The sequence below is a fragment of the Pseudonocardia sp. TRM90224 genome (assembly GCF_021245725.1).
In the GTDB taxonomy this organism is placed as follows: Bacteria; Actinomycetota; Actinomycetes; order Mycobacteriales; family Pseudonocardiaceae; genus Pseudonocardia.
In genome coordinates this window covers 13,636-25,460 of the sequence record NZ_JAJGSX010000042.1, presented here as the reverse complement: position 1 = coordinate 25,460, position 11,825 = coordinate 13,636, and the positions used below count along the sequence as shown (strand labels likewise).

Annotated in this window: 10 protein-coding genes; 6 read left to right on the top strand and 4 right to left on the bottom strand. The window is 70.5% G+C overall.

Annotated elements, in window-relative coordinates; all coding sequences use genetic code 11:
• Positions 1-65 precede the first annotated feature (65 nt).
• On the bottom strand, positions 66-2,897 hold the full coding sequence (locus LL648_RS45545) for an ATP-binding protein (RefSeq protein ID WP_308190440.1): 2,832 nt from the start codon (positions 2,895-2,897) through the stop codon (positions 66-68).
• A 132-nt stretch (positions 2,898-3,029) separates the two neighbouring features.
• Between LL648_RS45545 and LL648_RS35970 the strand changes: the two genes are divergently transcribed.
• Genes LL648_RS35970 through LL648_RS35955 form a run of 4 tightly spaced genes read left to right on the top strand, consistent with a single transcriptional unit; the run spans position 3,030 to position 7,168 of the window.
• The gene (locus tag LL648_RS35970; RefSeq protein WP_232667308.1) at positions 3,030-4,373 is read left to right on the top strand and encodes an ABC transporter substrate-binding protein; all 1,344 of its coding nucleotides are present in this window, start codon (positions 3,030-3,032) and stop codon (positions 4,371-4,373) included.
• A 17-nt stretch (positions 4,374-4,390) separates the two neighbouring features.
• Entirely contained in the window at positions 4,391-5,326 is a 936-nt protein-coding gene (locus LL648_RS35965) for a carbohydrate ABC transporter permease (protein WP_232667307.1), read from the top strand.
• Positions 5,313-6,152, top strand: coding sequence for a carbohydrate ABC transporter permease (locus LL648_RS35960; protein WP_232667306.1), 840 nt, complete (start codon positions 5,313-5,315; stop codon positions 6,150-6,152). The genes LL648_RS35965 and LL648_RS35960 overlap by 14 nt, the downstream gene beginning before the upstream one ends.
• 47 nt (positions 6,153-6,199) lie before the next feature.
• On the top strand, positions 6,200-7,168 hold the full coding sequence (locus tag LL648_RS35955) for a LacI family DNA-binding transcriptional regulator (protein ID WP_232667305.1): 969 nt from the start codon (positions 6,200-6,202) through the stop codon (positions 7,166-7,168).
• A gap of 7 nt (positions 7,169-7,175) precedes the next feature.
• On the opposite strand, the gene LL648_RS35950 is transcribed toward LL648_RS35955, so the two are convergent.
• Complete coding sequence (locus LL648_RS35950) at positions 7,176-7,946, bottom strand: SDR family oxidoreductase (RefSeq protein ID WP_232667304.1); 771 nt, start codon at positions 7,944-7,946, stop codon at positions 7,176-7,178.
• 101 nt (positions 7,947-8,047) lie between these two features.
• On the opposite strand from LL648_RS35950, the gene LL648_RS35945 reads away from it, so the two are divergent.
• Positions 8,048-8,890 (top strand): MmyB family transcriptional regulator, encoded by an 843-nt coding sequence (locus tag LL648_RS35945; RefSeq protein WP_232667303.1) that lies wholly within the window; start codon positions 8,048-8,050, stop codon positions 8,888-8,890.
• 23 nt (positions 8,891-8,913) lie between these two features.
• On the opposite strand, the gene LL648_RS35940 is transcribed toward LL648_RS35945, so the two are convergent.
• A complete protein-coding gene (locus LL648_RS35940) occupies positions 8,914-9,534 on the bottom strand; it encodes a LysE family translocator (RefSeq protein ID WP_232667302.1) in 621 nt (206 codons plus the stop codon).
• A gap of 111 nt (positions 9,535-9,645) precedes the next feature.
• Between LL648_RS35940 and LL648_RS35935 the strand changes: the two genes are divergently transcribed.
• Positions 9,646-10,527: a LysR substrate-binding domain-containing protein gene (locus LL648_RS35935; protein ID WP_232667301.1), complete on the top strand. Its 882-nt coding sequence runs from the start codon at positions 9,646-9,648 to the stop codon at positions 10,525-10,527.
• A gap of 3 nt (positions 10,528-10,530) precedes the next feature.
• Here the strand turns inward: LL648_RS35935 and LL648_RS35930 are convergent, their stop codons facing one another.
• Complete coding sequence (locus tag LL648_RS35930) at positions 10,531-11,817, bottom strand: HNH endonuclease signature motif containing protein (RefSeq protein WP_232667300.1); 1,287 nt, start codon at positions 11,815-11,817, stop codon at positions 10,531-10,533.
• Positions 11,818-11,825 lie beyond the last annotated feature (8 nt).

Here is an 11,825-nt window from a genome sequence, read left to right as displayed (position 1 = left end):
GGGGCACGCATCGGTCAGGTGACGGAGCAGGGGTACTGAACTCGCCCGAGGCTCTGTCTGGCGGGTCAGTGCTGCAGGAGCTGGAGGCGATGCGCGGCGTTCGCCGCCTGGAGGCGGCTGACGACGGACAGCTTGGCCAGGATGTTCGACACGTGTGTGGCCACCGTCTTGGGCGAGATGTACAGCTGGGCGCCGATCTGCCGGTTGGTGTGCCCTTCGGCGAGAAGGCGCAGCACCTCCAGCTCCCGGTCGGTCAGATCGTGCCGGCGGCCGTGCTCGTCGCTGCGGGTCAGCGAGAGCCGCGCCGCCGTGGCGATCCGATCGATCTCGGTGCGCAGCGGGGCCGCCCCGAGCCGTTCGGCGTGCGTCGCGGCGACGAGGAGGCGCGTGACGGCGGAGTCGCGCTCCCGCGTCTCGACGGCGAGCTCGGCGGCCGCGACGAGCGCCAGCGCGTGCGGGTGCGGTTCGCCGAGCGCAGCCCACGCGTCCGCCGCCCGATCCCACGCCGGCAGGCTCGGCGCGATCAGCGCGTCGAACGTGCACCGGTGCGCGTTCTGGACCGGGCCGACCGTGGGCAGGCGCGCGGCGATGGGGCGGAGCTGTGCATGCAGCTGCGGGATGCCCGCAGCCGCCACCAGCACCGGCCAGAGGTAACGCGGGCTACCAGTGGCCCGCGGGAGCGCGAGCGCGGCGGTCAGTGCTTCCGCTGCCTCCACCGGGCGGCCTTGCGCGATCCGCAGCTCGATCGTCAGGCGCGCCAGCGGCAGGACGTCCTGCGCGTCCGAGTAGCCGGCGGTGAACACGGCACGCGCGAAGTCGACCGACGACGCGGCCGCTGCGACGTCTCCACGGGCCAGCTGGACGCTCCCGTGCAGGATCAGCAGGTAGGCGTCGAACCCGGGGACGGGCGGGTGGCCCAGGGCGTATTCGACGGTCTCGACGGCCTCGTCCCAGCGGCCGACAGCGATCAACGACTCGGCGAGGTTCGCGGCGTGCACCGGGCCGATGGTGCGCGCGAGACCGGCGGATGTGCTCAGGGCGAGCCCGTGGCGGGCCGCCGAAGCGGCGTCGTCGTAGCGGCCGTGTGCGACGAGCAGGTCGGCCTCCGGCCGGAGGACGCTCATGACGACGTCGGTGTGTCCCAGCCGCTCGGCCGTGCTGCGCACCCGCTGCAGATGAGCCAGGTGGATGTCGACGTCACCGCCTCGTGCAGCGGCGTGCGCGAGCTCTGCGGTCGCCATCGCCAGCGCCGCGTCGTCGCCGGCTTCCCGGGCTGCGGCGATCGCGGCCCGGCCGACGGCGTCACCCTCGACGTCGTCGGCCGTCAGCATGCGGCGCGCCAGCGACGCCAGCGTGGGGAGGTACGTCGGATGCGTTGGCGGGATCAGCTCGGTGGCGGCGCGGAGATCGTCGATCGCGCCGGGGCGGCCGAGCGCGTGGCGCAGATCGCCTCGCCGGGCGAGCAGCTGCCCCCGCCAGACCGGATCATCGGCGTCGGCGTCGGCGTCGGCGGCCATCAGCTCCTCGACCATGGACAAAGCAAGCGCAACATCCCCCGCAGCCGACGCCGCGTCCATGGTCGCCACCACCACCGCGCGGTGATCGACGCCGACGTCGTGCTCCGCCTCGGGCACGTCGTCCCAGTGTCGGAGCACCTCGGTCAGCATCTCGCCCTGTTCCGCGTACGCCAGCAACCGGCCGGCTTCGTTCGCCGCGCGCCACGCCGCCCGCAGGGCCCTGCGCTGATGTCGATCGGCGATCGCGGCCCAGTGCTTCGCGACCTGGGTATCGGCCCGACCAGGCGCGGCGAGGGCCGCGTCGCGTTCGAGGGCTTCGGCGTATCGCCGATGCAGGACAGCACGCTCCCCCGGCAACACCTCGGCGTAGACGACCTCCCGGATCAGCGCGTGGTGGAAGGCGTAGCCGGCACCGTCGATGCGGATCAGGCGCGCTGCGACCGCCGGTCGCAGCGCGGCGGCGAGCCCCTTCTCGCCGAGTCCGCTGACCGCCAGCAACAGCCCGTGCCCGATCTGGTTGCCGCCGACCGCAGCGGTCCTCAGCACTTCCTGGCTCCGCACCGGCAGCTGCGTCACCGGCGGCAGGAACAGCTCGCGCACGGACCGCGGCACCACCTCGCCGCTCCGGTCGTTCGACCGCAGCAGTGCCTCGACGAAGAGCGGGTTCCCGCCGCTGCGGGTGTGTATCGCCTCGACCTGCCCGGCGTCCGGTTCCTGCCCGAGCAGGCCCCGCACCTGCGCTGCGACGCCCCGGCGGGTCAGCGGACCGAGCTCGATCCGCTGATCCGGAGAGGTGTGCCCGATGGTGGTGAGCGGGCGTGCACCGACGGTGAGGAGCGCGTCGTCGCGCCCGGTCACGACGACGAGCAGCGACGGCACAGCGTGCTGGTTCCCGACGATGAACGTGAGCAGGGCCAGCGTGGACCGGTCGGCCCAATGGACGTCCTCGATGATCACTACGAGCGGCTGCTCGTCGGCGAGCACCTGGAGCAACCCGAGCACCTGCTCGAACAGCCTGGCGCGAGCCAGCTCCGTGTCGTCCGCCGGCGCCGGCCCGAGCGCCGGTAGCAGGCGGGCGAGCTCACCGGATCTGCCCCGCGGCAGCCGTTCGACCAGCCCGTCCGCGCCGAATTCGCGGATCAGCTCGCGCAGCATCGAGGTGAACGGCGCGAACGGCGGGCCGGCCTCGTGCGTGTCGAGGCAGCGGCCGGACATCACGCGAGCGGCACCGTCGAGGGACCGGGCGAACTCGACGACGAGCCGGGTCTTGCCCACCCCGGCGTCCCCGGTGATCAACACGGTGGCCGGGGACCCGTTGCGGGCCTGCTCGAACGAGGCACGCAGCACGGCGATCTCACGATCGCGGTCCACGAACGGCACACCGCGATTGTATGGACGCCGGAGGGACGCACCGCCTGCTCGCTCTGCTCGGACAGACCGTCCCGCCTTGACGTCACGGACTGTGACGTCTACAACAGGAGCATCTGAAATCGATTTCGGGGGTCGATGAGGATGGCGTCACAGACCGCATTCAGCCGTCGTGGGCTGCTCGCCGGGCTCGCGGCGGTGGGGGCGGGCGCCGCACTGGGCGTCGTGGGGTGCGCCCGGTCCGGCGCCGCGGGACCGATGCAGTTCATGAACTTCTACACACCACAGGACCAGGGCGCCGACCCGCAGCTCATCGTGCAGGCCGAGTGGTTCGACAAGGCCATCGCCAGCTGGAACGCCAACCACCCCGAGCAGGTCGAGCCGATCTTCGTGCCCGACTACGTGAACCCGATGAACCCGCGGATCGCGACGTCGTTCGCGGCGGAGAACGGGCCGGACATCTTCCTGCTCTCCCCCGGCGAGTTCCTCCGCTACTTCAACGGCGGGGTCATGCTCGACCTCAAGCCGTTCATGACCCCCGACGCCGTCGCCGACTTCCTCCCGGAGGCCATCGGCACGCGCGTCGTCGGCGACGGGATCTTCGCGCTGCCGATGGAGGTCGAGCCGCTCAGCATCTACTACGACATCGCGGCGTTCGAGGAGAGCGGGCTGGCCGAGGGCGACCTGCCGCGCACGTGGGAGCAGATGCTCGACGTCGCCGAGCGGCTCACCACCGCCAGGCGGAGCGGGCTCGTGCTGGAGACGTCGCCCGGCTACTACCAGAACTTCACCTTCTACCCGTGGGTCTGGCAGGGCGGCGGCGACGTGATCGACCTGCGGACCCAGCGCGCAACCCTCACGTCCCCCTCGATGCTGGCGGCGCTCGAACTGTTCGCCGAGAGCATCACGCGGGGCGTCGCGTCCCGCACGCCGCCGGCTTCCGGTGAGATCGTCTCCGGTTTCAAGCAGGGGCTGGCCGCGATGTGGCAGCGCGGCCCGTGGTCGATCCAGGAGTTCGCGCTGCAGGCCCCCGAGCACCGCTACGGCATCATCCCGTTGCCGACGCCGCCCGGCGGGCAGCCCACCACCGTCGGCGGCGGCTGGGCCTGGGCGGTCAACAACCGGGGACGCAACCCGGAGGCGGCCGCGCGGTTCGTCGTCGAGTCGGTCGGCAGCATGAGCCGCGAGTGCATCGACCGCTGCGCCGACTGGAACGGCCGCGCGAAGTCGAACATGCCGGCCCGCGCGTCGGTCTCGGCCGCGATGGAGCAGTTGCCCTCGTTCACCGACCCCGCCCGCTCCGCGGTCCGCGCCCAGCTCCCGTCGACCCGCGGCGAGCCGCGCTACCCACCGGTGCTCTACAAGGCGCTCTCAAACACGATCCAGTCGGTCCAGCTCGCCGGCGGTGATCCGCTCGCGCAGGCCCAGTCGGCCCAATCGACCATCGAGAGCTTCCTGCGCACCTACGAGGGGGCGGCACTGCTGTGACGACCACCGATCCGCCGGTGACACGCACCCCACGGCTGGCCCGGACCGCGGGCCGCGCGGTCGAGTCGCCGATGCGGCGGCGCGAACGCCGAGCCGCGTTCCTGTTCCTGCTGCCCGACTCCCTCGGCCTGCTGGTGTTCGTGGCCCTCCCGATGGTGCTCGCGATCGTGCTGGGCTTCTTCTCCCTCGACGGATTCGGGCACCTGAGCTTCATCGGCGTCGACAACTACCTCCGCATGGTCGGCGACCCGCAGTTCTGGTTGAGCCTGCGGATCACGGCGATCTACGTCGTCGTCGTGGTCCCGGTGATGTTCGTCGTGAGCCTGGCGCTCGCGCTGCTGGTCAAGCAGCGCTTCCCCGGTGTCGGGTTCGTCCGCAGCGCGCTCTTCGTGCCGTACGTGATCAGCCTCGTGGTCGTCGGTCTCGTGTGGCAGTTCCTGCTGATCGACAAGGTCGGGGTGATCTCACGGGCGCTCGAGGCGGTCGGCCTCGGTGGCATCTCGGTACTGGGCTCGCCGAACACCGCGCTCGCCGCCGTCGTCGTGATCACCATCTGGTTCCAGATGGGCTACTACATGATCATCTTCCTGGCCGGCCTACAGGACATCCCCAGCGAGTTCTACGACGCCGCGCGGGTCGACGGCGCGGGCCCGTGGCAGCAGTTCCGGACGATCACCATCCCGCTGCTCGCCCCCACCAGCTTCTTCGTGCTCCTGACCAGCTCCATCGCGGTCGCGACGGGCGGGCTCGACCTGGTCTACGCGCTCACCAAGGGCGGCCCGGCCAGCTCGACGACGCTGATCGTCTACTTCATCTACGAGCAGGCGTTCCTGTTCGGCGAGTACGGGTACGCGGCTGCGGTCGGGTCGACGCTGCTGGTGCTCCTGCTGTTGTGGTCGGGCCTGATGTTCGCCGTCACGAGGGGTGGGCGGTTCAGCAATGTCGACGACTGACACCCGGGCGCGCACCCGATTCACCGGCCGCACCGCCGGCCTGATGGCGGTCGGGCTGGTGCTCGCCCTGCTCACGATCGCCCCGCTGGCCGTCATGATCCTGGGCGCGTTCAAGACCGAGACCGACGTGGTCGCGCCCGAGCTGCTGCCCACGGCGCCGACGACGGACAACTTCTTCTACGTCTTCACCGAGGTGCCGTTCGCCCGGTACCTGCTCAACAGCTTCGTCGTCTCGGCCGTGATCACGGTCGTAGCGCTGTGGTTCCACTCGATGGCCGCCTACGCGCTCGCCCGGCTGCGGTTCCGCGGCCGCGAGGCGCTCTTTATGATCATCTTCTCGACGATGCTGGTGAGCCTGCCCGTGGTGATGGTGCCGACGTTCGTCGTGGTCCGCACGCTCGGGCTCGTCGACAGTTACGGCGGACTGATCATCCCGGCGATCTTCAACGCGTTCGGGATCTTCCTGCTGCGCCAGTTCTACATCGCGCTGCCCCGCGAGCTGGAGGAGGCCGCGCTGCTCGACGGCGCCAGCTACTGGCGGGTGTACTGGAACGTCGTGCTGCCGCTCTCGCGGCCGATCCTCTCGGCGCTCTCGGTGTTCTTCTTCCTGGCCAACTGGAACGCCTTCCTCTGGCCGCTCACGATCACGTCCAGCCCGACGCTGCGCACCGTCCAGGTCGGGATCGCCGGCTTCCAGCAGCAGTACGCCGGCAACTGGAACTACGTGCTCGCGGCCTCCACCGTCGCCGCGCTGCCCATGCTGGCGATCTTCGTGTTCTTCCAGCGGCAGATCGTCGAGTCGATCAAAACAGCGGGCTTCCGCTAGCGAAATCGGTTTCACGACGCGACCGAGCACGTATCGTGACAAGCGCCATGGCAACGATCCACGACGTAGCGGCCCGCGCGGGCGTCTCGGCAGCCACCGTCTCCCGGGTGTTCGCGGGTTCGGGCGTGTCCCAGGACAAGGTCCGGGTGGTGCTCGCCGCCGCCGAGGAGATGGGCTACACGCCCAACCGCACCGCCCGCGCGCTGCGCCTGCAGACCTCCACGGTCATCGCGCTCATCGTCGTCGACATCGAGAACCCGTTCTTCACCTCGCTCGCCCGCGGCGTCGAGGACGTCACCCGGGCCGCCGGCTACTCGCTCGTGCTCTGCAACAGCGACGACGACCCGGTCCGGGAGGGCAGCTACCTCGACGTCGCGGTCTCCGAGCGGATGGCCGGGGTGATCCTCGTGCCGACCAGCGACCGCTGCGACCTGAGCCGGCTCGCGGACCGCCGCACCGCAATCGTCACCGTCGACCGCGCGCTGCACAGCCACCCGGTCGACGCCGTCGTCGTCGACAACGTGGCCGGTGGACGGAGCGCCACCGCGCGCCTCTACGAACGCGGTGCGAGCCGCGTCGCGTGCATCACGGGGCCGCGCGACGCCGACACCGCCGAGCTGCGCAGCGCCGGGTGGCGCCAGGAGTTCCGCCGCTTCTCCCCCACCGCCGACCCCGACGCCTACCTCGAACACGCCGACTACCGCGTCGACGGCGGGCGTGCGGCGATGGCCAGGCTGCTCGACGCCGCCGAGCCGCCCGACGCCGTGTTCGTCGCCAACAACCTGATGGCTGTCGGCGCGCTGGCCGAGCTGCGCTCCCGCGGGTTGGCGCCGCCGTCGTTCGGCATGGCCGCCTACGGCGACCTGCCCTACATGCCGCTCGGACCGAGCGGGGTCGACGTGATCCCGATGCCGACCCGGCTCATCGGCGCCACCGCGGCGACGGTGCTGCTGGAGCGGATCAAGGGCTCCGCCGACCCGCTGCGCACCGTCGTGCTGCGCAACGAGTCCGACTGACCCCGGCTCACGCGTTGCGCGCGTGCGGGTCGGTGTGGTTGAGCAGCGCGACGGTCTGGTCGTAGTCGCCGCGGACCTCGGAGTAGCGCAGCAGCTTCACCCGGTCGACCAGGAACTCGTGGGCGTCGGGGTCGGCCTCGATCAGGCTCATGACCTCGGTGATGAACTCGTCGAGCGGCATCGCGTGCTCGTTGGTCTCGTGCCCGGGCATCAGCGGCGTCCGCACCGACGGCGGGACGAGCTCGTGCAGCGCCACGGTGGTGTCGGCGAGCTGCAGCCGCAGCGTCTCGGTGAGCATGTGGATCGCGGCCTTCGACGCGTTGTAGCTCGGGGTCACCGACAGCGGGGTGAAGGCGAGGCCGGAGGAGACCGTCACGATCGCGGCGTCGGGCCGGGTGCGCAGGTGCTCGATCAGCGCGCCGAACAGCCTGATCGGGCCGAGCACGTTGGTGACGATGGTGTCCTCGGTCGAGGCGAGGAACGTCGCCGGCTGGTGCCAGTCCTCGGCGCGCATGATCCCGGCCATCGCGATCAGGACGTTCAGGTCGGGGTGGCGGTCGAGGACCTGTGCGACGGCCGTCTGGATGCTGCTCGGGTCCGCGGTGTCGATCTGGACGGTGTCGATGCCGGGGTGGGCGGCGGCGACCTCGTCGAGGAGCTCCTTGCGCCGGCCGCCGAGGATCACGGTGTTGCCGCGCTCGTGCAGCGCGAGGCCGAGCGCCAGCCCGATGCCGCTGGTGGAGCCGGGGATGAAGATGGTGTTTCCGCTGATCTGCATGACATCGATCGTGGGCAGTCGGGCGGCGGCGCGGCAGAGAGCGCATATCGGGGGACAAGCGCTCCCTGTCTCCCGCGGTGGTCCGGTCCGATACTGACCGGGTGGACCGAGCAGCGATCGCAGCATTCCTCCGCACGCACCGCGAGGCGCTGCGCCCGGAGGACGTCGGGCTCAACCCGGGGCCGCGCCGTCGGACGGTGGGGCTGCGTCGCGAGGAGGTCGCCGCGCTCGCGGTGATGTCAACTGACTACTACGCCCGCCTGGAGCAGCAACGGGCGCCGCAGCCCAGCGAGCAGATGCTGGCCGCGCTGGCCAGGGCGCTGCGGTTGACCGCGAGCGAGCGCGACTACCTGTTCGTCGCGGCCGGACGGAACCCGCCCCAGGCGATCTCGACGGAAGCGCACATCGCGCCCGCGCTGCTGCGGGTGCTCGACCGGCTGGACGACACCCCGGCCCTGATCCTCTCCGGCCTCGGCGAGACCCTCGTCCAGAACGACCTGGCCAGGGCTTTGTTCGGTGACCACCGCCGGCACACCGGCCTCGCGCGCAGCGAGATCTACCGGTGGTTCACCGACCCCGCCGAGCGGCGGCGCTACCCCGAGAACGACCACGACCGGCAGAGCAGGGCGCAGGTCGCCAACCTCCGCGTCGCCTACGCCTCCCTCGGCCGTCGCTCCCGAGCGGGCGAGCTGGTCAGGGCGCTGAGCGAGCGCAGCCCCGAGTTCGCGGAGCTGTGGGAGCGCCACGAAGTGGCAAAGCGGTTCGCCGACCACAAGATCCTGCTGCACCCCGAGCTGGGCGAGCTGGAGGTGGACTGCCAGGTGCTGTTCACGGAGGACCAGTCGCAGGCGCTGCTCGTGCTCACCCCCGACCCGCGCAGCGACACCGCGCACAAGCTGGAGCTGCTCACCGTCATCGGGACGCAGGAGTTCAGCCGGGGGTAGCGCACGGGACGGGGCAGCCCCGGTCAGCGGCTCTCCGTGGCGAGCCGGACGGCGACGGTGGCCAGCAGCAGCCCGGTGACCTGTTCGATGCGTGCCTTGACGCTCGGCCGCCGCAGCCACCGTCCGAGCCGCGCGACGACGGTGATGTAGAGGCCGAACCAAGCCAGGTAGAGCAGCGCGAAGACGCCGGAGAGGGTCAGCGACTCCGCCTGGAAGGACGCGCTGTCCACGGAGAGGAACTGGGGCAGGAACGTCACGAAGAACAGCGCGACCTTCGGGTTCAGCGCGTTGGACAGGAACCCCTGCCGCAGGTACGTCGAGCCACGACGCGGCGCCGCGACGACGTCGGCCACTTCCGAGGAGCGGCGGGACCGCATGGCCGAGCGCAGCAGCTGGATGCTGAGCCACAGCAGGTAGACCGTTCCGACGATCTTCAACGCGGTGAACGCCGTCGCCGAGGCGAGCAGCAGCGCCGAGAGTCCCAGCGCGGCGGCCAAGGCGTGCACGCCCAGCCCGAGCACGCCGCCGATCATCGTCAGCACGCCGCCGCTGCGACCGCCCGCCAAGGAGTTGGCGGTGATCAGCGCCTGATCGGGGCCCGGCAACATGATCAGGACCAGTGCCGCGATCGCGAATGTCGTCATCGTCGTTCCCTCCGGTCGAGCACCTCTGGTGGCTGCCCGTCGAGGATGGCTCCGCGGCTACCCATAGGTCCAATGTCAGTATTCGTGCTCACCCATGACTAGAATTGATGCATGGTGACTCTCGTCCAGCTCCGCGTCATCGAGGCCGTCCGGCGGCACACCTCGGTCACCGCGGCCGCGAAGGAGCTGACCTACACCCAGCCCGCGATCAGCCACCACCTCGCCCGCCTGGAGGCGGAGACCGGCGCCAAGTTGGTGCAGCGGGTCGGGCGCGGGATCCGGCTCACCGAGGCCGGCCACCTGCTCGCCGACCGGGCCTCCGAGATCATCGGCCGGGTCGACTCGGCCGCGGCGGAGCTCTCGACGCTCGTCGGCCTGCGCGCCGGACGGGTGCGGCTGGCCGGGTTCGGGTCCGTCATGAGCTCGCTGGTCCCGCAGGCCGCCGAGCTGCTCGCCGAGCAGCACCCGGGGATCGAGCTGGGCTTGACCGACACCCACCCCGAGGTTGCGCTCGACCTGCTGCGCGCCGGCCGCACGGACGTCGCCGTGATCTTCCGGTACGACGACACCGACCCCGAGGACACCGGCGTCCGGCTCGTCCACCTGCTGGACGACCCGCTCTACCTGCTCACCACCGGCGGCGGCACCACGCTCGCCGAGCACGCGGATTCTCCGTGGATCGGCGGCTGCGAGCGGTGCCGCAGCCATCTCGTCGAGATGTGCCGCGACGCCGGCTTCACCCCGAACCTCGCCTACACGACCGACGACATGGTCGTCATGCAGTGCATCGTCGCCGCCGGCATGGGCGTCACGACGATCCCAGAGCTTGCGCTTCGTGCCCACCGGAACCCCGCGATCACCACCACCCGGCTCCCGGTCCCACCCCGCCGGATCTACGCCGCCACCTACGGCGAACCGCCCGACCCGCCCGCGACGGCCGCCCTGCTGACAGCGCTCACCCGGGCCGCGGCGGCGCTCGGGGAGACGGCCTGACTCTCAGCCCGCGGAGCCTGTCGCGCGCTCGAAATACAGCACCGATTGATGCGGTCCTCGTCGCGGGACTTGATCGGGATCCACCCATCTGGGCGGGACGAACTCCGGTAAACCATCAACTATTCGCACGAACCATTCGGTGGCATGGATCTCCCGGTGATGCATTTTGCACAGCATCACGAGATTGTTGATTTCGGTTGGTCCGCCGTTCTGCCATTCGATGATGTGGTGGATGTCGCACCAACTCGCCAGTCGGCCACATCGTGCGCATCCTCGGTCACGGGCTGCGACGGCTCGTCGCATTCCGTCAGGAATCACCCGGCTGAGGCGGCCGATGTCGAGTGGTTGACTGTCGCTGTTCATGACGATCGGGATGACGGCGGCGTTGCAGGCGAGCTGGCGGAGGTCTTTGGTGGTGATGTGGCCGCCGAAGTCGAGGATCGCAGTGCGGACCCGGGTTTCCAGCTCGGCGAGGGGGATGTGCACGTTGAGGTGCGGCCGGTGCCCACCGGACTGGGGGACGTCGCCGTGGTCCAGCACATACCCGCAGACGTCTGCCAACGCCTCGGCCTGGCGCTGCTTGCTGCCGCGCTGGTCATCCGCGGTCGTCGGCTTCGACTTCGCGTCGATCAGAGTGGCGATGGTGGCGAACAGGACCGCGTTGTCGAACCGCCCCTTGATCACCCCGCCCGCCCGGTCCGGGTGACGGGTGATGGACAGTTCGTTGACCTCGGACTCCGGCCCGTCCTCGGGTTCGGGTCCGTCCTGGTCCATCCGTCGTACCAGCTCCATCCCGAACTTGTGCACTTCTCCCGGTCGGTTGTGGAGGGCGTACGTGACGGCTCGGTCCTCGACGTAGGCGCAGTCCGCGTCGGACAGCCGGGACGCCTCGTCGGACTCGAGCACCTTCCGGATCACATCGACGTGCCCGAGGCCGATCGTCGCGGCCGCGAACGCTGCAGCGCAGACCGGCATCCGGGGCTCCAGCACGGTGCCGGTCAAGCTCACTTGTGGGCACAGGTTCTTCGCCGCGTTCACGTACTGCCGGGCGTCACTCGGGTCGATGTTCCAGGAGTCCGCAATCGCGTTGATCGGCGACTTGTGCCCGAGCGACCCGAACCCACCCTCCCGCAGGAAATCGGCGATGAACTGAACGCGTGCAAGCTCGATCCCACGAACTGCCCGCTCCATATCCCGGGACGCAAGAAACCTATCGGGGAACGTTCCCGCGGCGGCCTCGACTTGTAACTCGGCGATTCCGTCGAGTGTGGCGTCGAGACCCGGGGACATGACTCCAT